Below are 24,266 nucleotides of genomic sequence, written 5' to 3' on the forward strand. Positions count from 1 at the left end.
CCCTCCCCGTGGAAACCCTCGGCTAGCCGAGGATGATGATCTTCCCGAAGGCCGCTCCAGAGGCCATTAGCTCAAGTGCTTTGTCGGTTTCTGCCAGCGGAAAGCTCGCGGCAGTCAGCGCGTCGAAGTCGATCTTCTTCTCTTCGATCAATTGCACCGCTTCTTCGAATTCCTTGTTGAACTGGAAGGAGCCGACGACCTGAATCTCTTTCAGCATGATGAGGTTCAATAGCACCTCGGCGGGCTTCATCTGCATATTGCTGAGGATCGAAACCGTGCCTTTTTTACGCACGGCTTTCAGGGCGGAGTTGAAAGCAGGGATCGCGCCGCTGGCTTCCACCACAACGTCGAAGCTGCCTTCGATGTCTTTTTCTTCAAACTCACCCGCAATCAGGCCGTTGGTTGCGCCCACACGCAGCGCCAATTCAACGGCTTTGGGTCGCAAATCTATCGCGGTGACTTCGGCGCCCCGCGCGGCGGCACCGGCGATGGCCAACAGCCCCATCGGGCCGCAACCGGTCACAAGCACCTTTTGCCCGGCGGACACGCCGCCTTTGTTCAAGGAATGCAGCGCACAGGCCATGGGTTCGGCAAATGTAAGGTGGCGCGGGTCGACGTCATCGGCCACTGGTCGGCAACAGCGGGCCGGGTGGTCGATGGTCTCGCGGAAAAACCCGTCAAGATGCGGCACTGTAGTCGCGGAGCCTGGGAATTTCTTGCTGGTGCAGAGGTTTTCTTCGCCGCGCTGGCAGGGTTCGCATGTTTGGCAGTTCATAATGGGGTTGAGGGCAACAAGCTGACCTTCTTTCAAGTCGCTGCCGTTGGCATCCACCACATAGGCGCAGGCTTCGTGGCCCAGTGTCACCGGGTTGTTCAAAACGAAGATGCCATTTGCGAAATGCGAAAAGTAATGCAGGTCGGTGCCGCAGATCGAGGCCACGGCGAGGCGCAGGCGTGCGTGGCCTTCCGGGATTGCGTCGGGCGTGACCTGATCGGTAAAAGCGATGGTCTTGGCCGCGGTGAGTTTGGTTTCAATGCGTGACATGCTGCTTAGTCCTTAAAATCCAATGGCGTAGCCGCCATCGACGGGCAGATTGACGCCGTTCACATAGGCGGCCTGATCGGAGGCGAGGTAGAAAATGGCGTTTGCCACATCTTCGGCAGCGCCAAAGTTATGGGTCGGAATGCGGCCTTCGATTTTGTCGCGACGCGCCGGGTCTTTGGCCAGAACTGCGCGGGTCATGTCTGTATCGATAAAGCCGGGGCTGACAGCATTACAGCGAATGCCAAATTGCGCGGCGTCGACAGCGACCGAGCGCGTCAGGCCAACCACGGCGGTTTTTGCGGTGACATAGGCGGCCGCAGAGGGCAGGGCCATAATGCCGCCCATCGAGGCGATGTTCACAATCGCGCCGCCGGTTTCTTTGTGCAGACGCACATAGGCGCCGCAGGCGGCAAACATCGCGCGCACGTTGATATTCAGGACCGTGTCCAATTCATCTGCGGCAACATCCCAGATGGGCTTTTTCAGGTGCACACCCGCATTGTTCACCAGCGCGGCAATCGGGCCGTACTCTTTACATATAGCGTCCATATAAGACGCCTCTCGGTCGGCGGCGACATCACATTGCACGAAATGCGCTTTGCCGTTCAGCTTGGCAAAATCGCCTTCGCTGCGGGCAACCACGCAGACGTCAAAACCTGCGTCCAGAAACCGTTGTGACTGGCTAAAGCCAAGTCCTTTGTTTCCTCCGGTGATTACGGCAACTGGCATCTACGTGTCCTTCTGTACGTGCTTTTGAAACAGGGCATTGATCTGGCCGAGGAACGTCTCTGCCGGGATGGCCTTGCGGAAAAAGGATGGGAATATTTCGCAAACATCGTCCACGAAGCCGAGGAACCAGACGTCGCGGGGGCGGGTCCAGGCGTTGTCGATAGTGTGGAACCCGCCTTTGAAAAAACCAGCGACTTCGGGGTTGCTGCCCTGTTCGATCCAGGTGTGTCTGTTCGCAGGCTGGCCATTGTTTTGCAAATAGAGGCCAGATTGCACTGGGGCCGATGTGATCCATTTGGCGAAGGCTTTGGCGGCTTCGGGCTCTTTTGTTTTTGCCGAAACGCCAATCCCTGCGCCGCCCAGAATACCACGGGGCCGGTCGTAGCCCTCGCATAGCGGTAGGTCAAAATAGGCGATCTGGTGGTCGCGGAAATTGGGCCTTGCGTAGTTCACGTAGCCGAACAGGCAGGGCGAACAGGCGAAATCGTCGGTGGTGCTCATGGCTTCGAGCACCGCGATGGGGTTCATGTCGGCCTGTTCGTCCGGGCCCAGATTGTAAAGCGCGCGCAGAATGTTCAGCGCATAGAGACCGTTTTTGTCCGTGACGAATTTCTCAGTGTTCAGCGGCATGTCCTCTTCGCCGCGTCCCGCGACCAAGGTCATAAACATGTCAAAGGCATCGACAGGCAAAAGCGGTGTCAGCGGGCGGAACTTTGCGGCATCGGGCGCCAGAAACGCCTCCCATGTTTTGGGCAATGGCGCTTTGAGGTCGGGTCGATAAGCGGCCATCTGGCATGCAGCGTCAATCGCATAGGCCCAGACCTGACCATTCCAGACGTAGCTTTCCGCAGAGCCGCCCAAAGAGGCGGCAGCGTCGATGTTGGAATCCAGTGGCAAGAGCGCGCCTGACTCAGCGATCTGTCCGACATGCGGGTGGTCTAGGACAATAAAGTCATAACGCTCTGCCAGATCCAAAATTGGCGCGTCGGCGAAGGCCTGCAACGAGCGCTTGTCCCATGAGACCTGCACATCGGTTGTGGCTGCATAGGCGTTTGACGCCGCCACAACGGGATCAAATCCACGCGGATGATCCCATGTCATGCCTTTCAGATTCATTCGGGCCTCCCCCCAAGTACCTGCAGAGAACATTGGCACAGCCCGGTCTTTGCTTTCAAGTATAAAATTAACTTTGAAATATGAAAAGTGCGTGTTACCAAAAGATGCGTCGAAAATTCACACTTACCGAATCGATGCCTCAAATGGGTTGAGGCTGCAGTTAATCGGCGTGGGAGGAACAACATGACACATCAACTTGGCCGCTTTGGCCGTCTTGTGGCTGCAACCGCAGCGATCGCGCTGGCTCCGGTTCTTGCTGCCGCGCAGGATTACACTTTCCGTTTGGCTCATGTGACGTCTGACAAAGAGCCGTTGCATCAGGCGATGCAGGAGTTTGTGAAGAACGTCGAAGAGCGCACCGAGGGGCGCGTGGCCATCGAGATTTTTGCGAACGCGCAATTGGGATCTAACCCTGAAGTGTTTGAACAGGTGCGCGCTGGTGCCCCAATCATCACGATTTCCGATCCGGGTTACCTCAGTGACTTCGTGGCGGACTTTGGCGTTCTGGGTGGGCCTTACCTGATGGAAGACCCACGTGATTTTCAAAAGATCGTCGACTCTGATCTTTATGCCGGCCTGAAGGACCAGCTGCGCAATGAGTCCGGTTTGGAACTTCTGTCGCTGAACTGGCTGTTTGGGTCGCGACACATGCTGTCTGATAAGATGATCAGCTCTCCGGCGGATACAGCGGGTATGACCTTCCGCACACCACCAAACATTATGTGGGTGGAAACCTTCAATGCGATGGGCGCGCGTCCGACGCAGGTCGCATGGGGTGAAGTGTATTCTGCGCTTTCTGCGGGTGTCGTCGAAGGGGCCGAAGCGCCGCTGCCATCGATCTATGGTGCAAAGCTGCATGAGACCAAAAAGGTTATTTCCCTGACAGGTCACTTCAAGGGCTTCACAGGTCTGATGATGAACTCTGATGTCTTTGGCGCGATGCCGCAGGACATTCAGGACATCATCAATGACGAAGCAGTCAAGGCCGGTGGCTTTATGACCGACTTGATGCTGGGCAGCGAAGAAGAGTGGATTGCCAAGCTGGAAGCCGAAGGCGTCACCTTTAACCGCGACGTCGACATTGCAGCTTTCCAAGCTGCGACAGCGGATGTCTATACCAAGTTCCCAGATTGGTCCGAAGGTTTGTATGACCAAGTTCGTGCAATCCTAGACAACTAAACGACGGAAGACCCCGGCTGCCATTTGGTGGCCGGGCCTCGCGGATTTTGGGAGGGTTCGTGATGCAATCTCTGGGACGATGGATCCGGCGCGCGGAGACATTGATATCATTTTCAGCTCTGACCGTTTTGGTCTTGTCGGTCCTTTGGGGGGTTCTGACCCGCTATGTGACAGAAAAGCCCGCGGTCTGGACCACAGAACTTTCCGGTATTCTCTTTACTTGGGTGGTCTTCATCGGCGCGATGACAGCCCTGCGCGACGGGCGGCATATCCGCGTGACGCTGCTGATCGACAGCTTGTCCCCGCCATTGCGGTCAGCGGTTCTGAAACTCGGCGACGTGGTGGTCCTGTGTTTCCTTGCATACGTGGCCTATCTGAGCGTCTTGATGATGCAAAAAGGGGCCTCCCGCCCGTCGCCCGTTCTCGATATCCCATTTAGCTACGTCTACCTCGCGACGACGATTTCCTTCGTTGGCATGTCTGTCACCTCGGCACTGCGCCTTCTTAATATCATTGGCGAGCCACAGCACGTGTCGTCAGAGGACCTGCTATGACGATTGCGCCCATTTTCATTTTGCTTCTGGGTATTGGGATTGGCATCCCGGTCGCCATCGCCATTGGCATGGCCGCGCTGTCGTTCTTTCTGATTTCTGGCGCGATGCCGCCGGAACTTTTTGTGCAACGCGCCGTGGCGGTCACACATTCCTTTCCATTGTTGGCTGTGCCGTTGTTTGTAATGACGGGCGTCGTGATGAATTACGCGGGTATCACCTCTCGGATGATGGCCTTTGCGGAATCCATGACAGGCCACTGGAAGGGCGGGTTGGCGCAGGTGAATGTGCTGCTGTCGACGCTTTTGGGTGGCGTTTCTGGCTCGGCCAATGCGGACGCGGCGATGCAATCCAAAATCTTGGTCCCAGAAATGAGCCGTCGCGGCTATGATCCGGCCTTTTCAACGGCCGTCACGGCGTCGTCTTCGATTATTTCGGTGATCATTCCACCGGGCATTGGGCTTATCCTTTATGGCTTTATGGGCGACGTTTCCATCGGACAGCTGTTTCTGGCAGGGATCGTGCCGGGTGTGGTAATCTGCGCCGGGATGATGGTGACCGTGGCCTATGAGGCGCGTCGACTGGAACTGAAACCTGCCTTTGATGCCCCGGCGCCTTGGTCCGTGCGCGGCCGCGCCTTTGCCTCGGCCTTTCTGGCCTTGATGGTCCCGGTTGGCATTGTGCTGGGCATTCGGTTGGGTTTTTTCACCCCAACTGAAGCCGGGGCCATGGCTGTCGCCTTTGCCGCGATTGTTGGCATTTTATATGGCGACCTGAAACTGTCGCATATTCAGCCCATCCTAGAACAGACGATGCAGGCGACCGCCGTGATCCTATTGGTGATCTGCATGGCGAGCGCCTTTGGCTTTTATATGACGTGGGAACAAATCCCGTCGGCACTCGCCAAAGCAATGCTGGCCCTGACAGAGAACCCCTATCTGCTGCTCATTCTGATCAACCTCTTGCTGGTTGTGGTTGGCATGTTCATCGAAGGCTCTGCTGCGCTGATCTTGCTGACACCGATCCTTGTGCCGGTGATCACGAAGGTTGGCATTGACCCGGTGCATTTCGGCATCGTCATGGTGTTCAACCTGACGGTCGCGGGTGTGACGCCGCCACTGGGGACTTTGATGTTCACCACCTGCTCGATCACAGGGGTGCCGATTTCGAAATTCATCCGCGCGGCGGTTCCGTTTTACATCCTTCTTTTTGGGATGCTGTTTGTCCTAACATTTATACCGCAGCTGTCGCTTTGGCTGCCAAATCTGAAATTCAACTGAGAGGTCCCATGTCCGATCAACCTGATGGCCCCGATGGCCGAGTGCGCTTTGAACTGACAGGCAATGTTGCCGAGATCATTTTGGACCGGCCCAACAAACACAATGCGCTGACGCCCGAGATGTATCGCGAGATCGCAGCCTGCTGCACCGAGGCGAATGAAACCGAAGCCGCACATGTCGTGGTGTTCCGGGGCGCAGGTGAACGCGCGTTTTGCGCGGGGTCCGACATTAAGGCGCTGGAAGGCTACGAAGATTTTTGGGCCTGGCGCAACCGCTTTGACTATCTCCCACCCATCCTGGGCTTGCGCAAACCGTCCATCGCGGCGGTCAAGGGATGGGCGCTTGGCGGCGGCCTCGAGATCGCACTCGCTTGTGATCTTCGGGTCGTCGCAAAGTCGGCTGTTTTTGCAGCGCCAGAGGTCGCCTTGGGCTGGAACGGGGCAGGCGGCGCGGCGCAGCATTTGACCCGGATGTGTGGCTACGGCGTGGCGATGAAATACTTGCTGACCGGAGAGCGGTTTTCAGCAGAAGACGCCGAAAAGGCGGGCATGATCGAATGGCTGGTCGAAGATGGCGAGGAACTGACCAAGGCGCATGAGATCGCCGCGTTGATTGCGGGTCATTCCACCGTGGCAACACAGGCGGTGAAATCTGCTGTGCGCAGTGCGATGGACCTGACGACGGAACAGGGTCTGCGCAATGAAAATGAACTCATGTCGCTCTGTTTTGCCAAACGCGAACTTGCTAAGCTGAAGGCCTTGTAATCGGGGACATTCAATATGGCAGCGCAGGACGACAAAGATAAAGGGGCGGCTCGGAAGACAAAGTCTTCGGTGCCGGCAGTGGAAAAGGCACTGGATGTGCTGGAATTGCTGTCAGAAAGCCCCGATGGGTTGACGATGAACGAGATCGTCGACGCCCTTGGTCGTACAATGGGGGAAATCTATCGTGTGGTCGTTTACCTGACGGATCGCGATTACCTTTCCCAAGACCCGGCCACCGGGCGGTATGCGTTGACTTTGCAGTTGTTTGAGCTGTCCCATCGCCATGATCCGACAGAGCGTTTGATCCAATCCGCGCTGCCGATCCTAGAACGGATTGCGGCGCGCACCAGCCAGTCTTGTCACCTTGGGGTTCTTAACCGGAGCAATGTCTTGGTGATCAGTTCGGTGCACAGCCCATTGCCCGCGGGGTATGCGGTGCGCACGGGTGCGCTGTTCCCGGTGGATCAGACCAGTTCTGGCCACGTGATCCTCGCCTATACATCTGATGACGCCCAGAAACGCTATCTTGCGCGCATTCCAAGCGTTGAGCGCGCGCAGGTCCGGGATAGGTTGGCGCGCATCCGGGAAGATGGATACGAGGACACGCCCAGTATGATGATCCAAGGCGTGCGCAACCTCTGTGTGCCGGTCTTTGACGCGCGCGGCATCGTGGGGGCGATCACGTCAGGCTTTATCGGGCAAATTGGACTTGGATCCAGCGCCGAAGAAACACTGGCGACACTACGACTGTCCGCCATCGAACTTTCTCAATCCCTTGGTTTCCGACCGGACGAAAGCCCGTTCGGCGCCAGCCTTACTGAATAGTCAAAGGAAATATTCATGTCAGACGGCCTTCAGACCCTGCCACTTTCTGGTCTACGCGTGCTGGATTTCGCTCAATTTTTGGCCGGGCCGGTTGCCGCTATGCGGCTGTCTGATCTGGGGGCCGAGGTGATCAAAATCGAGCGTCCGCAGGGGGGCGATCTGTGCCGGTCTATGGTGGTGAATGACCAGATGCTCGAGGGCGACAGCCTTGTGTTTCACACCTTCAATCGCGGCAAGAAAAGCGTCGCGGCGGATTTGAAAGACGCGGGCGATCTTGAAGCTGTGAAGCGGCTGATCAAAACGGCGGACGTGCTGATCCACAATTTCCGTCCCGGCGTGATGGAGCGGATTGGTCTGGGCTATGAGACCGTTAAGGGTTTGAACCCTCGGTTGGTCTATGCAGGCGTTTCGGGTTATGGCACCGAAGGGCCGTGGGTCAAAAAGCCGGGGCAGGATTTGTTGGTGCAGTCCCTTTCGGGCATTGCTTGGCTGAACGGGAATGCAGCAGATGGTCCGGTGCCGACAGGGTTTGCGATGCTGGACGTCGCGACGGCGGGCAATCTGGTGCAGGGCATCCTTGCCTGTCTATTGCGACGGGGCACAACCGGGCAGGGCGGGTTGGTTGAGGTCGACCTAATGACCACAGCAGTTGACTTGACGTTTGAGCAATTCACCTGCTTCCTGAACGACAACAACCGCCAGCCCGTGCGGCACGAAGTTGGCAACGCAAACCCCTACCAGCCTGCACCGTATGGAATTTACAAGACCGCCAATGGGTATATGGCCTTTGCCATGACGCCGCTGAAGGTGGTGGCCGATCTGCTGGACACACCTGCGATTGCGGAATTCGGGCAGGATAAGGCGTTTAGTCACCTCAATGAGATCAAAAAGATCGTGGCCGACGTTTTTGCCACCCAGCCGACGCAGCATTGGCTGGATATTCTGGAGCCTGCGGGCATCTGGTGCGCGCCGGTGCTCAATTGGGTGGATTTTGTCAAAACCGAGGGTTTCAAAGCTGCAAAGCTTGTGCAGACCTTGACCTCCGAAGGGGGTGCTAAGGCTTTGACCACAAAATGCCCCATCCGCATTGATGGCAGCGCGCCGATGGCGTCGGCTGTGGGGCCTAAACTGGGGCAAGATACCGAGGCGGTTTTTGCCGAGGTCGCGGCTTCGGCCGAGGCCTAGGCCATGGCGTTGCCGCTTAAAGGTGTGGTTGTTGTGGATTTCAGCCAGTTTCTGGCGGGTCCCTACGCATCGTTGCGGCTGCAGGACCTTGGTGCGCGTGTCATCAAGGTCGAGAACCCCAGCGGCGGTGATCTCTGTCGGCGGCTGTATCTGTCGGACACGATGATCGAGGGCGACTCGACGCTGTTTCATGCGATCAACCGGGGCAAGGAAAGCATAACGCTGGACCTGAAAACCGAGGCTGGCCGTGCGCAAGCCTTGCGGTTGGCTGCGCAGGCCCATGTTGTCATTCAGAACTTCCGTCCCGGCGTGATCGATAGGCTTGGGCTAAGTTTCCAGAACGTTCGGGCGATCAATCCCAAAGTTGTTTATGGCTCCGTCTCTGGATATGGCACCGAAGGGCCTTGGAAAGATCTGCCCGGTCAGGATTTGCTGGCGCAGGCACGTTCGGGGATCATGTGGCTAAACGGCAACCGTGACTCTGGGCCGGTCCCGGTTGGTGTGCCGCTGGCTGATCTGCTGACGGGCGCGACTTTGGCGCAAGGTTTGCTTGCTGGGCTATATCGGCAGGCCATGCACAACGAGGGGACCTTGGTGGAAACCAGCCTTTTGGAATGTATGGCTGATGTGCAGTTCGAACTGCTGACCACCTATTTGAACAACGGCCAGAAACTGCCCGAACGCGAGGCAGAAGGGTCGGCGCACGGGTATCTGTCGGCACCCTACGGGGTTTATGAAACCGACAAGGGTCAATTGGCGCTGGCGATGATGCCGCTCACGCTTTTGGCTGCGGGGTTGGATATGCCAGAATTGATCCCCTTTGAAGATGAGCCGGGGGCGACGTTCACGCGACGGGCAGAGGTGCGGGCTTTGGTTTCAAAGCGACTATTGACCCGGTGTGCCGCGGATTGGGAACGCGACCTGTCGGCCAAGGGCATCTGGTGCGCGCGTGTCCTTAAATGGCCGGAACTGCTGGAATCAAAAGCCTTCAAAGCTTTGGACATGTTGTCAAAGGTTGGGGCCATAGGGGGCGTTGAGACGACTTTGATGCGTTCGCCCTTGCGATTGGACGGGCAGCGCACGCCAATATCCGCGCTTGGCCCCGCCTTGAACGCGGATGTTGATGCGATCACGCAGGCATTTCTGAGTTAGCGACGATCCGATCACAGCGATAGGATGGTAGTGGATCGGACGAAGCGCCCGATCCATCCCGTTTCAATTGTAATTGATCTGCCGCGCCTGCGCTTGCTTCTTAAAATCACTCGGCGTCATGCCAACGTGGCTGCGGAAACATTTGTTGAACTGGCTGAGCGAGCCAAACCCCGCGCGCATGGCGATGTTCAGGACGTTGTCATTGTCCTGCATCAGCAACGACTGCGCATAGGACAAGCGCAGCAGTTTGACGTAGTTGTTCATCGTCATGCCGGTGGATTTCTTAAAAACGCTCATGGCGTATTTCGGGTGCGCCGAAATGGACTCCGCGATTGCCGTTGCGTCGATTTCCTCGCGGAAGTGCTGGGTCACGAAGTCCAGCATCTGCGTCAGCTTGTCGAAATTACCTGCACCGCCATCTTCTATTGGCGTGCCGTTGGATTTGGTCACCTCGACGATTTCATAAGGCTCAAATGCCAGCCGTTCGAGGCGCAAAAGGATCTCTTCGGTGGCGACATACCGCTTGTGCGGATCACCAGACCGCAGATATTCGCACCAACGCGAGACGGAATATTGGTCCTCGAGAATCGGTTTTTGTGTGACCAAAGCTGCGCCGCCCATCAATGTCTCGCTGACGAACTCAGGCAGTTTCAGGCGGAAAAAATGCACCAGCGGCAGGTGAATCGCCTCCATCTGGCCGTTTTCAGAACAATCAGACAGCCGATGCGGCAGACCTCCCCAAAACAAAGCACAGCAGCCTTCGGGAATTGTCCAATGGGCATCGTACATCTCGTAAGTGACTGATCCCTTTGACACAAAATTGACTTCGACCTGCGCATGCCAATGCGGTGTGGCCATAATCCGAGGCGCGCCGCGCCCCAAAACGACCTCGTTCGGGAGCTTTTCGACAATGCTGCGGGACGGGTCCCAGATTTTTTTTCCACCAATCTTACGTTTGGATGAATTTATCTTTCCTAAGTCCAAGACGGCTCCTCCTTCCGCATGTACCTTTGATTTGTGAGCGTACCATAAACACAAGCGCAATAGGGAGGATTACCAGCATGCATAATCGCATGATCACTGCAACCGCCGTTCTGGCATTGACCGCCGGAATGGCTATGGCTGAAAAGTCAGAGATCACTGTTTGGGGCTGGGGGGTTGCCGCAAGCAGCCTGATGGCCACTGTCGAGGGCTTTAATGCTCTGAACCCAGATATCACTGTGAATGTCGAACAGATGGGATATTCGCAGGTCAAAAGCCGCGTGTTGGCGGCCTGTGCTGCCGGCGGTACTGGTCTGCCGGATGTGTTCCAATTCCAGAACGTCGAAATGGAACTGATCACCGCGCAGTTCCCTGATTGCGCCGCAGACCTTGCGGAGCTTGGTTTTGGCGATGACGACGCCGCAAAGTTCCCAGAGTTCAAAATGACCGCTCTGGACACCGGCGACAAAATCCACGGGATGCCTTGGGACACGGGTCCGGTGATGATGTTCTACCGCCGCGATTTCTATGAAAACGCGGGTGTTGATGCAGCCTCTATCGTGACCTGGGATGACTTCATCGAAGCAGGCAAAAAAGTTCAGGCAGCCAACGACGGTGTTGTTATGACGAATGACAACCTGAACGGTGGCGCGGAATGGTTCCGTATGATCGCGAACGAGCAGGGCTGCGGCTACTTCACGCTGGATGGCGAAAGCATCTCCATCAATCAGCCCGGCTGTGTGGCGGCACTGGACGTGCTGAAAACCGTTGTCGACGAAGGCTTGCTGACCGCAGGTGACTTTGGCGAGCGTTTGCAGAACTCTGCGGCTGGCGCAGTTGCGACCCAGATGAACGGGGCATGGTTCGAAGGTTCTTTGCGCACAAACGTGCCTGAAGATCACGCTGGCAAATGGGGCATGTATCTGATGCCTACAGTTGCAGAAGGCGGCCCACGTGCAGCAAACGTTGGCGGGTCTCTCTTGGCGATCAGCAACACCAGCGACAACAAAGAAGCGGCGTATAAGTATATCGACTACACGCTTGGCACCAATGAAGGCCAGATCACCATGCTGCGTGAATATGGTCTGGTGCCATCGCTGCTCAGCGCGCTGGACGACCCTTATGTGGCAGAGCCACGTGACTTCTGGGGTGGTCAGACAGTCTGGCTCGATGTTTTGGCCACGCTTGACGACATTGTCCCCGCGGTGGGCACGCCGTTCTTCGGTGACGCTGACCAAGTCATGCAGGCCACTCAGATTGCATATATCAACGGCGAGTTTTCCACGGCTCAGGAAGCGCTGGATGACGCTGCGCGTCAGATCAGCTTCAACACTGGGCTGCCCATAGCCGAATAATGCAAACTGAGTGAGTGCGCGGGGCAACCTTCCAAGCCCCGCGCACTCAACTTAACGACTGACTCGAGAGCACCATGCGTAAACGTAACCTGACAGCCTATGGATTTCTGACGCCCTATCTGGCGATCTTTGCTGTCTTCTGGTTCTGGCCGATCCTTTATTCCTTCTACCTGTCGTTCCTGTCGACACGGCGTCTGCCCTGGAGCTGGAACCCCGGTATGACCTGGGGACGGATTTATCAGGACCCTGCCTTTTTCAACGCCCTTTGGAACACGCTGAAAATCTTGCTGATCCAAGTGCCCGTGATGATTGCCTTGGCAACGATCTTGGCGGTGCTGCTGAATTCGCGGCTCTTGAAGGCGCGCGGTTTGATGCGGTTCGCGTTTTTCGCGCCTGTGGTGATCGGCGAAGCGGCCTATGCAGCGGTTTTTCGACTGATGTTCAACGCAGAATTCGGGATCGTGAACAAAACACTTGGCCAGATGGGGATCGAAGGCCCCAATTGGTTTGGTCACCCAGATGCGGCGATGGCTGTCATTATCATCGCGGTCACATGGCGGTGGATGGGCTATAACGCGATCATCATTCTTTCTGGGCTGCAATCGATCCCCGAGGATGTCTATGAGGCTGCGAAACTCGACAATGTCTCTCCGCGTCAGCAGTTCCTTTATATCACGCTGCCCTTGCTGCGGCCCGTAATCCTGTTCTGCATTGTTCTGTCGGTGATTGGCTCTATGCAGCTTTTTGCTGAACCTTTCCTGATCACCAATCAGGGCGGACCGGGGGGTGCGACGGAAACCTTGGGGCTGTTCCTCTATCGGCAGGGCTTCTTGAACCTCAATTTCGGCTACGCCTCGGCGATTGCCTATACCATTGCCGCGCTGGCGGTGGCGATATCTGCCCTGAACCTTTGGGTCGGGAGGGAGCGCGAATGAGCACTGTATCCACACAAATGACAAGCCAGAACGCCAAGCGTGTGCGCACGCGGCAGCAAACGGATCGTTTCAATAGCCTGCTGATTCATGCGGTGCTGGTGCCTGTCGCGATCCTTTGGCTGATGCCGGTCTATATGATGTTCATCTTTGCAAGCATGGGGGACTCCGCTCTTTTTAGTCCAAAAATCCTCTTGCTGCCGGGCAAAGAAGCCTGGAGCAATCTTGTCAATCTACAGGCCGACACAGCGTTTCTGCGCACCCTGTTCAATTCTGTGGTGGTCGGCATTGTTTACACCATTTTGTCGGTGACCTTGACGGCCATGGCGGGCTGGGCGCTTGTGCGCTACCAATTCTATGGCAAGACGGTGGTGACGGCCCTGATCCTAGGGACGATGACCCTGCCGTTCTTCGTGGTGGTGATCCCACAGTTCATTATGATTGCGCGTGACTTTGGCATGGCCAACACTTGGGTCGCGCTGATCCTGCCGCCGCTTTTCAACTCGCTTGGGGTGCTGTTCATGCGGCAGGCATTTTCGATGCTCCCCAAAGAGCTGTTTGAGGCGGCACAGGTTGAGGGGGTGAAGGAATGGCAGATATTCCTCTACGTGGCTCTGCCACTGGCGCGCCCAATGATTGCGGCCCTGTCGATCATCCTGTTCCTGCACAGCTGGAACAACTACCTCTGGCCACTTCTGATCACCAATGAACGCAGCATGATGACAGCGCCCGTCGCGCTGGGGTCGCTGATCGGGAATACCGACATCAGCTGGGGCTCGATCATGATGGGTGCAAGCCTGCTGACTGCACCGATGTTGGCTGTGTTCATTTTCCTGCAACGCCACTTTATGGCGGGGATCACGGCGGGCGCCGTGAAGTAATCCCCGATCAAAATTGAAACAAAAAAGAAAAGAACGCGTTTTGCGCGAAGGGAGAGACTATGTCACTTGCACCGCTGAAAACCCAGACCTTCGGTGTCTGTTACTATCCCGAGCATTGGCCAGAAGAGCGCTGGCCGCTGGACGCGCAGATGATGCGCGAGGCAGGGATAGAGTTTGTTCGGATCGGGGAATTTGCCTGGTCCCTGATGGAGCCGGAGCCGGGGCAGTATGACTTTGACTGGCTGGGCCGCGCGATAGAGGTATTGGCGGCCGAAGGGTTAAAGGTTGTGCTGGGCACGCCCACCGCGACACCGCCGAAATGGTTGGTGGACCAGATGCCTGACTTGCTGCCTGTTGGCAAAGATGGCCGGGTGCGTGGGTTTGGGTCGCGGCGGCATTATTGTTTCAGCCACCTTGGCTATCGCGATGCCTGCGCCCGGATCACCCGCGAGATGGCCAGTCGTTTTGGCAAACATCCCGCTGTGGTCGCTTGGCAGACAGACAATGAATATGGCTGCCACAATACGGTGATGAGCTATTCAGATTCTGCCAAAAGCGGGTTTCGTGATTGGTTGGCGCAGAAGTATCAATCGATCGATGCGCTGAACAAAGCCTGGGGCACGGTCTTTTGGTCGATGGTCTATCGCAGTTTTGACGAGATTGAACTGCCCGTTGGCGCTGTCACAGAGACCAACCCGATCCATCGGCTGGATTTTCACCGCTACAGTTCCGATCAGGTGGTCGCTTTCAACAAGGTGCAAAGCGACATCCTGCGGCAGCTGTCTCCGGGGCGTGCTGTGGCACATAACTTCATGGGCAAATTCTTTGACTTTGACCATTATGATGTCAGCGCGGATCTCGATATTTCCAGTTGGGATGCCTATCCGCTTGGCTTCTTGGAGCGTGAGATTGGGGATGAGGACCTGCTGAAACGCCATATGGGTGTGGGCGATCCGGATTTTGATCCGTTTCACCACGATCTGTATCGCACCTGTGGGCAGGTGCGGAATGGCACGGAAAATGGCCGCTGGTGGGTGATGGAGCAGCAGCCCTATGGGCCACTCAATTGGGGCACGTTCAACCACAACCCGGCCAAAGGCGCAGGGCGTCTTTGGATCTGGGAAGCTTTCACCGCCGGGGCCGAGGTTGTGAGTTTCTTCCGCTGGCGGCAGCCGCATTTTGGGCAGGAACAAATGCATGAGGGTTTGCTGTTGCCGAATGGGCAGCCGAATTTTGGTTACGAACTGTGCAAAGAGGTGACGGCGGAACTGGCAGAACTGCAGCCTGCGCCGGTGCAAGATCGGTCCGCGGTGGCCTTGGTCTTTGATTATGAAAGCCAGTGGATTTTGGGCTATCAGTCCCATGGGGCGGATGTCTCGCATTTTGATACGGTGATGCGTTATTACCGCGCGTTGCGGCGGGCTGGCGTGAATGTCGATATCATCCCGCCAACGGCTGAGGCCTTGTCCGGGCGAAAGCTGGTGTTAATCCCAATGCTGATGTGCGTCACCGAAGAGTTCGCCGCGGCACTGGCCGATGCTGATTGCCGTGTGGTCGCCGGGCCGTGGACCGGGGCCAAGACCAAAAACTTTGCGATCCCCGACACGCTTGCGCCGGGTCATTTGCAAAGCCTGATCGACATCGCGGTGCGCCGGATCGAAACACGTCGCCCCTTCTCGCCGATCCCACTGAAAGACGGCGGAGCGTTCGAAGGGTGGCGCGAGTTCATCATGGTTGGGGACGGTGTCGAGGTTCTTAAATCAACCGAAGACGGGACGCCTGCCATCCTGCGCAGCGGCAAGGTGACCTATGTCGCCGGTCGTTTGGACGCCGCGAGTTTGGATGACCTTCTGCGCGCGGAAATGGACGCGGCAGGGATTGAATGGGTCGACCTGCCGCAGGATATTCGGATGCGTGACAACGGCGATTTGCGCGTTGTCTTTAACTACGGGCCGTCCGAGGTAGAGGTCGGCCATCTGTTTGGCAAGGGTGAGCAACTGACGATCCAGCCCGCAGATGTCATCGTAAGACGGATGTCTTAAGGATCGATTTTCCGAAGTCGCAAGCGCAGGGGCGTGATTCCACCGGGAATCGCGCCCTTAACTTTTTTGCGCGTGTTGAGCGGCCTTGACCCAAGGGAAATGCGCGCAAAATCGCCGGAAAACCACGATGCGGGTCAGGTTGTGCGACAAAATGCGCTGATCTCATAAAAAAGATAGTACAATCACTGTCATTTTATGATATTAAATACTCAAATTCCTATGATGGATGACTCTGGGGAGGGTGATTCCGTTGATCTTAAATGGCGACGGACTCCGTTCGAAGGCGGAAACACTGGGGATTTTTTGGACAACTTGGAGGACTATCTGATGAAAAGAACGACGAAGACGCTGCTTAGCGGTGTTGCTCTGCTTTCACTGCTTGCCGGTCCGGCCCTTGCGCAACAAGTCACATTGGATGTGACGGCTTGGAAAGGCAACGAAGCTGAACCTGCAGGCCTGCCTGAGCTGATTGAAAAGTTCGAATCCGAACACCCCGAAATTGATGTTGAACTCAGCTATATCGGACGTCTGGACACCGACACCGTCATCCCGCCGCGTTTGCAAGGCGGCGACGCGCCTGACGTTATGATGACCGACATGCCGCTGGTGAAAATCTGGGGCGATGCGGGTCTATTGAAAGACCTTGGTCAGGATAATGAGTGGTCAAGCCGCATTCCCGCCGAACTGAACGCTGCGCTGTCCTCTGGCGATGCGAACTACATCATGCCGCTGGAAGTCATCGGCATGGGCAACTTCGTCAACATGGGTCTATTGAACCAAGTTGGCATCACCGAAGCGCCTACCACCATCGAAGAGCTGAAGGCGACCTGTGGCGCTTTGGCGGACGCGGGCATCAATCCGTTGATCTTCACCGGCGGCTTCTCTGCACCTTTGTTCCTGATTGCGAATGGCATCGAAGGCTCTGACGTTGCTCCTGAGGTTTTGGGTTCCGGCGAACAGACATTTGCCGAGAACGCATCTTTCAACGCTGGCATCGACCTGATCCGTGAATTGCAAGAAGCGAAGTGTTTCGATCCAGACCAGCAAGCAGGTCTTGATCCTTGGAGCACCGCTTTGAACGAATTCTCCGGTGGCAACTTCGCGATGATGCCACAGGGTGCGTGGAACATTGGTGCATTCAGCCAAGTTGAAGGTCTGGATTACGTCTTTGCGCCAATCCCATCCGCGCAGGACTCTGGTGTCGCACTTGATCTCTTTGGTATCGGTTGGTCCATCGCGGCCCGCAGCGACCAACAAGAGGCGGCAAAAACATTTGTCGATTGGTTCGCCAAGCCAGAGAACTTGCAAGTGATGCTGGATGCAGAATCCGCTTACTCTCCGTTTGATGACGGCGCAAGCGGCACACCTGATCTTGCCGCGCCTTACGACGCTGCGCGTGCAAACGGCGGCATCATCAACTACCCATTTGCTTTGCTGCAGTGGCCAAAGCCGCTGGAAGGCGAAATCTGGGATAGTCTGACAGGCTTCTTGCTGGATACCTCTAAATCCAATGAAGAGGTTCTGGAACGCTGGGATTGGGCTGTCGAGGACGCGCAATAATACCTGAAATCGGGTCGGAGCATGCTGTGTTCCGGCCCACCATGACCTGACGGAGCAGCGGCATGACATCGCGAAAATCCATGTTCTTGTTCACACTGCCCGCTTTGATCGTATTGGGCGTGTTCTTTGTCTATCCGATCCTTCTGACCTTTCAGATGAGTTTTACGGACTTCTCTGGTGTGGGGGAGGCAGAGCCTGTTGGCTTGAAGAACTATGACCGGATCATCAGCCGCAGCCGTTATCCCGATGCCCTTTGGGTCACCGCGAAGTTCACGGTTATTGTCGTGCTTTTCCAGACGCTTGCAGGTTTGTTTTTTGCCGCGCTACTGCATCGGCTGCCCGCGGTTCGCAATTTCGCAAGGGCTGCATTGTTCACCCCCGCGATGATGTCGTTTGTTGTGGTTGGCTATGTCTGGCAGTTCATCTATTCGCCGTTTTCTGGTGGTCTGAACGCGCTTTTGCGCGGAGCGGGCCTGGACTGGTTGGCCAAAGGCTGGCTCGGCGACCCGGACACGGCGCTTTATGCGATTGCGATTGCGCATATCTGGATGTTCACTGGCTACACAACGGCGATTTTCTTGGCTGGATATGCCAATATACCGTCGGATATTGATGAGGCCGGCCGTTTGGACGGCGCCTCGTCTTGGCAGCGTTTCCGCTGGCTAGAGGTGCCGCTTTTGGCGCCATCCTTTACGATCAATATCATGCTCTCGACCATCGGCACGCTGAAAACATTTGAGCTGCCGTTTATTATGACGCGCGGTGGTCCCGATGGGGCAACGCGGACGCTGAGCCTTGAGATCATCGAACAATTGTTTGGCCGCTACAAATTCGGTTTTGCCTCGGCACTGTCGATTGTGATGTTGGTGATTGTGATTGCCGTGGCTGTTTTCCAGAACTGGTATCTCCGCAGACGGGAGGATGTCTGATGCATGTTGCGCAGGTGAGAACCTACATCGCGAATACCTTGGTGGTGGCGCTTGTCATCGTGATGCTGCTGCCGCTGCTTTACATGATCACCATGTCCTTCCGCACCGCGACAGAAATCGCGCAAGCGCCGTTGGCATTGCCCGAAAGCCTCGCATGGGAGAACTATGCGCGTGCCTTTGGGGGCATGAACTATATCCGGGCTGTGATCAATTCGATCGGGATCACCATCTCTGTAACGATCCTGACCGCGCTTTTGGGGTCTATGGCCGCCTTTCCGCTGGCGCGGAACACAAGCCGCTTTGCGCGGGGGATCATTCTGCTGGTCGCCTTGGGTCTGGCGACGCCGAACTTTGTGACCATCACGCCGATCTATGTGATTTTCCGCGACCTTGGGCTGCTTGATAGCTATCTGGGCATCATCCTTGCGTTTACCGCCCTGAACCTGCCGCTTGCGGTGTTTTTCTATGTCGGGTTCATTGGCGCGATCCCCAAAGACCTGATGGAAGCGGCAAAACTGGACAACTGCACCGACTGGCAGATCTTCTGGTATGTTGTGCGCCCACTGCTGGGGCCAGCAACCGCCACGCTTTCGCTGTTTGTCATGCTGATGGTTTGGAACGACTTCACCTATCCGCTGCTGTTGCTGACGGATAAGGACAAGTTTACCGTCACGATTTCTGTTTACCGATTTGTTGGCAACCAAAACATCCAGCCGGACATGCTGTTCCCGGCAGCGGTTCTGGGCTCGCTGCCACTATTGGCACTGTTTGTTGTCTTCCAACGCCGGATTGTATCTGGCGTCACTGCAGGAGCTGTCAAATGACCACTACACTTCAGGGGCGCACGATTATCGTCACCGGCGCGGGGTCGGGCATTGGACTTGGCGTACTTAAGGCTGTGCTGGCCGAAGGGGCCGTGGCAGTGGGAATTGACTACTCCGATAAAGCAGAAGCGACGATCCGCGAGGCGGGCGGGCTGCCGTTCATTACGGATGTGCGGGACGCAGAGGCTTTTGCCGGTGCCATCAAACAGGCACGGGCCGAAACCGGGCGGTTGGATGGCATGGTCAACAACGCGGGCCTGACCCTGACCGCGCCGTTTCTGGACGCCGAGATTGAGATGTGGGATCAGCTATGGTTGACAAATCAGCGCTCGGTTCTGGTTGGATGTCAGACCGCAGCGCGCATTATGGTCGACGACGGACGCCCCGGAAGCCTCGTGAATGTCGCCTCCGTGCATGCAACGGCCTCTGACCTATCATATGAAGGCTACGCAGGCACCAAAGGCGCGATCCGCGCCATGGGAGCCTCTATGGCTTGGAGCCTTGGGCCACACCGCATCCGTGTGAACACGCTGTCGCCCGGACTGACGATGACAGAGCATGTCGCACGTGTGGCCGAAGATCCTGACACCGCCAAACTGTTTCAGTCATGGCACACCGACGGCGCGGTGCCGGAAGTGGCCGAGGTTGCGCAGGCCGCGGTGTTTTTGCTGTCTGATGCCTCTGCCGCACTGACCGGCACCGAAATTGTGGCTGACAAAGGCACCTTGGCCCGCGTCTGCAACGTCGGCGTTTAGCTTCGTGTGCAGGGATTGCACCTGCTGATTCACCATGCCTGCGCCGAGCGGTGCGGGAGGTCTCAAACTGCCAAAACGTCCGAAAAGACGGCCGCCTAAATTTTAGGCATGTTTTCAAAAATTTCAAATTTGCAAGCAGATATTTTTGATCATTTCGTGAATTGAAGCGGGTTACTTGCTTGCACTCCCCGAAAAAAATGCCACGCTTGATCCATGAATACGGAAAAAGCGATGTTTGATGAGATGCTAGCGGCCGCTGATCAGCCCCGCCAGCCCTATGCAGATTATTTCGATTGGTTCAGCCAAGAGGACTTAAAGCTTCTGCGCAAAAAATCCACAGAAGCAGAAAGTTTCTTCAGGCGCATCGGGATCACATTCAATGTCTACGGACAGGCGGAGGCGGACGAACGTTTGATCCCCTTCGACATTGTCCCAAGGATCATTGCGGCCAACGAATGGCGAAAACTTGAGAAAGGCATTGAACAGCGCGTGCGCGCGATCAACGCCTTCCTACATGACATCTATCACCGCCAAGAAATCATCCGCGCCGGTCGGATTCCCAAAGAGATCATCGCCGGCAATGAAGCCTTCCTGCCCGAAATGGTGGGCGTTAACCCTCCGGGCGGGGTTTACACCCACATTGTGGGCACCGATCTGGTGCGGACCGGACCAGATGAATTTTATGTGCTAGAGGACAACGCGCGCACCCCATCCGGTGTCAGCTATATGCTGGAAAACCGCGAGACGATGTTGCAGATGTTCCCAGAACTGTTCACCAAGTTGAACGTGCGTCCGGTCTCGGCCTATCCGACGTTGCTGCACCGCGCGCTGGCGGAAAGTGCACCACAGAATTCACCGAACCCAAAACCCGTTGTGGCGGTGCTGACACCGGGGATTCACAACTCGGCTTACTTTGAACACTCTTTCCTTGCCGATCAGATGGGCGCGGAACTGGTGGAATCTGGTGATCTCTCTGTGGAAGATGGGCGTGTCGTTATGCGCACGACGCAGGGTTTCACGCCAATTGACGTCCTTTATCGCAGGGTCGATGACGCCTTTCTTGATCCGCTGGTTTTCAATCCTGAAAGCATGCTCGGTGTGGCGGGTATTATGGACGTCTACCGCGCGGGCAATATCACCATCGCCAACGCGCCGGGCACCGGGATTGCCGACGATAAGGCGCTCTATTCCTACATGCCCGACATCGTCGAATTCTACACCGGCGAGAAAGCCATCTTAAAGAACGTGCCAACATGGCGTTGTTCCGAAGCGGATAGCCTGAAATACGTGCTGGAACACCTTCCGGAGCTTGTTGTGAAAGAAGTGCATGGGTCAGGCGGTTACGGCATGCTGGTTGGTCCGGCCGCGTCCAAGAAAGAGATCGCGGCCTTCGAGAAGAAACTGCGCGCAAAGCCCAGCAACTACATTGCTCAGCCAACGCTGTCGCTGTCGACCGTGCCGATCCTGACAAAAGCAGGCCTCGCCCCGCGACATGTGGATTTGCGGCCTTTCGTATTGGTCTCGCCTAAGCGGGTCGACATCACGCCGGGCGGCTTGACCCGCGTCGCGCTGAAGAAGGGATCGCTTGTGGTGAACTCATCACAGGGGGGCGGCACGAAAGACACTTGGGTACTGGGGGACTAAGACATGATGCTTGGAAAAACTGCGGGCGGATTGTTCTGGATGTTCCGCTATATCGAACGCGCCGAAAACATCGCCCGTCTTTTGGAGGCCGGGTGGCACATCGCTTTGACACGCGGCAGCGATGGATCGAATGAATGGGAATCCATCCTGACCACGGCTGGTATGAACGTTGCCTACCAGGAAAAGTTTGACGAAGTCACGGCGCAGAACGTCATCAATTTCATGCTGCGGGACAGAGAAAACCCGTCATCGGTGATGTCTGCAATTACAACCGCGCGGAACAATGCGCGGACAGTCCGAACTTCTCTTAGCTCGGAAGTCTGGGAAGCGGTCAACGAGTGTTGGATGGAAATGAAGGACACGCTTGCGCGACCGGTCACTGAGCGGTCGATGCATGACATTCTGACACAAATCCGCTTTCGCACATCTGTCGTGCGCGGCGCGCTGCACGGAACGATGCTGCGCAATGATATTTTTGCCTTCTCCCGCCTTGGCACAATGATCGAGCGTGTGGACAACACGGCGCGGATTCTGGATGTGAAATACTACGTTCTGCTCCCCTCGGCGGCTTACGTTGGGACGTCGATCGACAACACGCAGTGGGAAATCATCCTGCGCAGTGTTTCTGCCGAACGGTCCTACAGTTGGCTGCACGGTGCAGAGACCTCTGCCGCGAGCATTGCGAACTTTGTGCTTTTGGATGCAAGGATGCCGCGATCTTTGGCCTTTGGTACTAAAAGGATCGGAACCTATCTGCGCGACCTGGAAGAGGACTATGGCGTCCGCCATGACTGCCATGCTATGGCAGAGACACTCTGCCGAAAGGTCGAGAAACGGTCGATTGAGTCGGTCTTTGATGAAGGACTGCACGAATTCTTGTCCTCTTTCATCTCAGATACTGCGAAACTCGCCGGACAGATCGAAAAGGACTTCCGATTCTATGGCTAAGACGACCCAGCTGAAAATTCGGCATGTCACCACCTACGACTATGACGTTCCGGTGCATTATGCCTTGCAGCAACTGCGTCTGAAACCGCGGGATGGCAAAGGTCAGGCTGTCAAAGATTGGTCTTTGACGCTGGAAGGGGCGACCGCACAGGTCGCTTTTCTGGACCATTTTCTAAACGCAACAGAGCTGTTCAAGGTCGATCATGGCGCAACCCAGATCAAGATTGTCAGCGAAGGTCTTGTTGAGGTCGAGGACACTGCCGGAGTCGTTGGGCCGCATCGTGGCTATGCGCCGCTTTGGTTGTTTGAGGCGCAAACCGAGAACACAATGCTTGGACCAGAGTTGCGTGACCTCGCCAAGACGATGAAAGAATACCAAAAAGATGTAGATAATATTGCGCTTTTGCATGCGTTGTCGGCTGAAATTCGCAAGCGGGTCGCTTATGTCCTTGGTGTCACGAACACTACGACATCGGCAGAAGATGCCTTGGCGTCGGGGGAAGGGGTCTGTCAGGATCACGCCCATATTATGATTTCGATTGCGCGCGAGCTGGGCTTCCCGGCGCGCTATGTATCGGGCTATTTGCTGATGACGGATCGCATTGAACAAGAGGCCACTCATGCTTGGTGCGAAGTGCATGTCCCCGAATTGGGGTGGGTTGGCTTTGACGTCAGCAATGGGATCTCACCTGACCATCACAATGTGCGCATTGCAACGGGGCGAGATTATCGCGATGCGGCGCCCATTCTGGGCATTCGTCAGGGTGCGGGCGAAGAAAAATTACAGGTGCGCTTGCAAGTTCAGCAATGACTTGATTAATGCGCACAAACGACTTTTGAGGTGCGCATGACATATTGCGTGGGAATGATGCTGAATAAGGGGCTGGTGTTCATGTCGGACACCCGCACCAATGCTGGCGTCGACAATATTTCGACCTTTCGTAAGATGTTCTTTTGGGAGGAACCCGGCGAACGGTCGATCACTTTGATGACCGCAGGCAACCTTGCGACGACGCAAACGGTTGTCAGCCTATTGGAAGAACGCTCCAAATCCGCCTCCGAACGTGATCCCTCGATCCTGCGAGCTGATACCATGTTCCAGGTCGCGCAGCTGATCGGCGATACCCTGCGAGAGGTCATCGCAAACCATGCCAAAGCCGGGCAAGAGGCGGACAGTTCTTTTCACGCGACGATGATTGTGGGCGGACAGATCGGTGATGGAGAGCCACGTCTGTTTCTGATTTACCCAGAAGGCAACTTCATCGAAGCCAGTTACGACACGCCGTTTTTCCAGATTGGCGAAACCAAATACGGGCGCCCGATCCTTGTGCGGCTTTATGAGCCGGACATGAGCTTTGAACAGGCGATCAAACTGCTTTTGGTGTCTTTTGACAGTACGATAAAAGCCAACCTTTCGGTAGACGTTCCGATTGACGTCAAAGTCTATGACAAGGACAGCCTTTCAACAGGACGAACCTTTCGCGTCAACTATGATGACCGCTATTTCCGAGAGATTTCAGAAGGTTGGAGCGATGCCTTGCGTGTAGCCTTCCGCCAACTGCCAGAGTTTGAGTTTCCGCAGAAATAGC

General features: G+C 56.1%; 23 protein-coding genes. 19 read left to right on the top strand and 4 right to left on the bottom strand.

The annotated features are described in order from the left end of the window. Nucleotides 1-22 precede the first annotated feature (22 nt). From BUA39_RS09120 to BUA39_RS09130, 3 genes are read right to left on the bottom strand one after another with little or no spacing between them, the layout of a single operon-like run. Nucleotides 23-1,045, bottom strand: a complete 1,023-nt coding sequence (locus BUA39_RS09120) for a zinc-binding dehydrogenase (RefSeq protein WP_072792904.1) — start codon at nt 1,043-1,045, stop codon at nt 23-25. A gap of 12 nt (nt 1,046-1,057) precedes the next feature. Continuing rightward, nucleotides 1,058-1,774, bottom strand: coding sequence for an SDR family NAD(P)-dependent oxidoreductase (locus tag BUA39_RS09125; protein WP_072792905.1), 717 nt, complete (start codon nt 1,772-1,774; stop codon nt 1,058-1,060). Then, nucleotides 1,775-2,890 carry an ABC transporter substrate-binding protein gene (locus tag BUA39_RS09130; RefSeq protein WP_072792906.1) on the bottom strand — a complete coding sequence of 372 codons (1,116 nt, stop codon included), beginning with the start codon at nt 2,888-2,890 and terminating at the stop codon, nt 1,775-1,777. A 183-nt stretch (nt 2,891-3,073) separates the two neighbouring features. On the opposite strand from BUA39_RS09130, the gene BUA39_RS09135 reads away from it, so the two are divergent. The 7 genes from BUA39_RS09135 (at nt 3,074) to BUA39_RS09165 (ending at nt 9,826) form a co-directional block, all read left to right on the top strand. Beyond that, complete coding sequence (locus tag BUA39_RS09135; RefSeq protein WP_072792907.1) at nt 3,074-4,069, top strand: C4-dicarboxylate TRAP transporter substrate-binding protein; 996 nt, start codon at nt 3,074-3,076, stop codon at nt 4,067-4,069. A 62-nt stretch (nt 4,070-4,131) separates the two neighbouring features. Continuing rightward, the gene (locus BUA39_RS09140) at nt 4,132-4,623 is read left to right on the top strand and encodes a TRAP transporter small permease (RefSeq protein ID WP_072792908.1); all 492 of its coding nucleotides are present in this window, start codon (nt 4,132-4,134) and stop codon (nt 4,621-4,623) included. Continuing rightward, nucleotides 4,620-5,900, top strand: coding sequence for a TRAP transporter large permease (locus BUA39_RS09145; protein ID WP_072792909.1), 1,281 nt, complete (start codon nt 4,620-4,622; stop codon nt 5,898-5,900). The genes BUA39_RS09140 and BUA39_RS09145 overlap by 4 nt, the downstream gene beginning before the upstream one ends. Nucleotides 5,901-5,908: 8 nt before the next feature. After that, nucleotides 5,909-6,664: an enoyl-CoA hydratase/isomerase family protein gene (locus BUA39_RS09150; RefSeq protein ID WP_072792910.1), complete on the top strand. Its 756-nt coding sequence runs from the start codon at nt 5,909-5,911 to the stop codon at nt 6,662-6,664. A 15-nt stretch (nt 6,665-6,679) separates the two neighbouring features. Continuing rightward, on the top strand, nt 6,680-7,489 hold the full coding sequence (locus tag BUA39_RS09155; RefSeq protein WP_072792911.1) for an IclR family transcriptional regulator: 810 nt from the start codon (nt 6,680-6,682) through the stop codon (nt 7,487-7,489). A gap of 15 nt (nt 7,490-7,504) precedes the next feature. Beyond that, nucleotides 7,505-8,674: a CaiB/BaiF CoA transferase family protein gene (locus tag BUA39_RS09160; RefSeq protein WP_072792912.1), complete on the top strand. Its 1,170-nt coding sequence runs from the start codon at nt 7,505-7,507 to the stop codon at nt 8,672-8,674. A 3-nt stretch (nt 8,675-8,677) separates the two neighbouring features. Beyond that, on the top strand, nt 8,678-9,826 hold the full coding sequence (locus BUA39_RS09165; RefSeq protein ID WP_072792913.1) for a CaiB/BaiF CoA transferase family protein: 1,149 nt from the start codon (nt 8,678-8,680) through the stop codon (nt 9,824-9,826). Nucleotides 9,827-9,889: 63 nt separating this feature from the next. Here BUA39_RS09165 and BUA39_RS09170 read toward each other — a convergent pair whose 3' ends face one another. Continuing rightward, nucleotides 9,890-10,810, bottom strand: coding sequence for a helix-turn-helix domain-containing protein (locus tag BUA39_RS09170; protein WP_110721834.1), 921 nt, complete (start codon nt 10,808-10,810; stop codon nt 9,890-9,892). A 77-nt stretch (nt 10,811-10,887) separates the two neighbouring features. Here BUA39_RS09170 and BUA39_RS09175 point away from each other — a divergent pair, with 77 nt between their 5' ends. From BUA39_RS09175 to BUA39_RS09230, 12 genes are all read left to right on the top strand, one after another. Beyond that, the gene (locus tag BUA39_RS09175) at nt 10,888-12,162 is read left to right on the top strand and encodes an ABC transporter substrate-binding protein (RefSeq protein ID WP_072792914.1); all 1,275 of its coding nucleotides are present in this window, start codon (nt 10,888-10,890) and stop codon (nt 12,160-12,162) included. A gap of 74 nt (nt 12,163-12,236) precedes the next feature. Next, entirely contained in the window at nt 12,237-13,097 is an 861-nt protein-coding gene (locus BUA39_RS09180; RefSeq protein ID WP_072792915.1) for a carbohydrate ABC transporter permease, read from the top strand. Continuing rightward, nucleotides 13,094-13,975, top strand: coding sequence for a carbohydrate ABC transporter permease (locus BUA39_RS09185; protein ID WP_207546211.1), 882 nt, complete (start codon nt 13,094-13,096; stop codon nt 13,973-13,975). Before BUA39_RS09180 ends, BUA39_RS09185 begins: the two co-directional genes overlap by 4 nt. A gap of 59 nt (nt 13,976-14,034) precedes the next feature. Further along, on the top strand, nt 14,035-16,017 hold the full coding sequence (locus BUA39_RS09190; RefSeq protein WP_072792916.1) for a beta-galactosidase: 1,983 nt from the start codon (nt 14,035-14,037) through the stop codon (nt 16,015-16,017). A 327-nt stretch (nt 16,018-16,344) separates the two neighbouring features. Next, entirely contained in the window at nt 16,345-17,577 is a 1,233-nt protein-coding gene (locus BUA39_RS09195) for an ABC transporter substrate-binding protein (protein WP_165610510.1), read from the top strand. A gap of 62 nt (nt 17,578-17,639) precedes the next feature. Continuing rightward, entirely contained in the window at nt 17,640-18,506 is an 867-nt protein-coding gene (locus BUA39_RS09200; RefSeq protein ID WP_072792918.1) for a carbohydrate ABC transporter permease, read from the top strand. Further along, nucleotides 18,506-19,330, top strand: a complete 825-nt coding sequence (locus BUA39_RS09205) for a carbohydrate ABC transporter permease (protein ID WP_072792919.1) — start codon at nt 18,506-18,508, stop codon at nt 19,328-19,330. Before BUA39_RS09200 ends, BUA39_RS09205 begins: the two co-directional genes overlap by 1 nt. Continuing rightward, nucleotides 19,327-20,085, top strand: a complete 759-nt coding sequence (locus BUA39_RS09210) for an SDR family NAD(P)-dependent oxidoreductase (RefSeq protein WP_072792920.1) — start codon at nt 19,327-19,329, stop codon at nt 20,083-20,085. The genes BUA39_RS09205 and BUA39_RS09210 overlap by 4 nt, the downstream gene beginning before the upstream one ends. A gap of 231 nt (nt 20,086-20,316) precedes the next feature. Continuing rightward, nucleotides 20,317-21,729 (top strand): circularly permuted type 2 ATP-grasp protein, encoded by a 1,413-nt coding sequence (locus BUA39_RS09215; protein WP_423219937.1) that lies wholly within the window; start codon nt 20,317-20,319, stop codon nt 21,727-21,729. A 3-nt stretch (nt 21,730-21,732) separates the two neighbouring features. Beyond that, a complete protein-coding gene (locus tag BUA39_RS09220; protein ID WP_072792922.1) occupies nt 21,733-22,677 on the top strand; it encodes an alpha-E domain-containing protein in 945 nt (314 codons plus the stop codon). Then, a complete protein-coding gene (locus tag BUA39_RS09225) occupies nt 22,670-23,488 on the top strand; it encodes a transglutaminase family protein (protein WP_072792923.1) in 819 nt (272 codons plus the stop codon). Before BUA39_RS09220 ends, BUA39_RS09225 begins: the two co-directional genes overlap by 8 nt. Before the next feature lie 36 nt (nt 23,489-23,524). Further along, nucleotides 23,525-24,265 carry a proteasome-type protease gene (locus tag BUA39_RS09230; RefSeq protein ID WP_072792924.1) on the top strand — a complete coding sequence of 247 codons (741 nt, stop codon included), beginning with the start codon at nt 23,525-23,527 and terminating at the stop codon, nt 24,263-24,265. Nucleotide 24,266 lies beyond the last annotated feature (1 nt).

This window comes from Cognatishimia maritima (assembly GCF_900129685.1).
In the GTDB taxonomy this organism is placed as follows: Bacteria; Pseudomonadota; Alphaproteobacteria; order Rhodobacterales; family Rhodobacteraceae; genus Cognatishimia; species Cognatishimia maritima.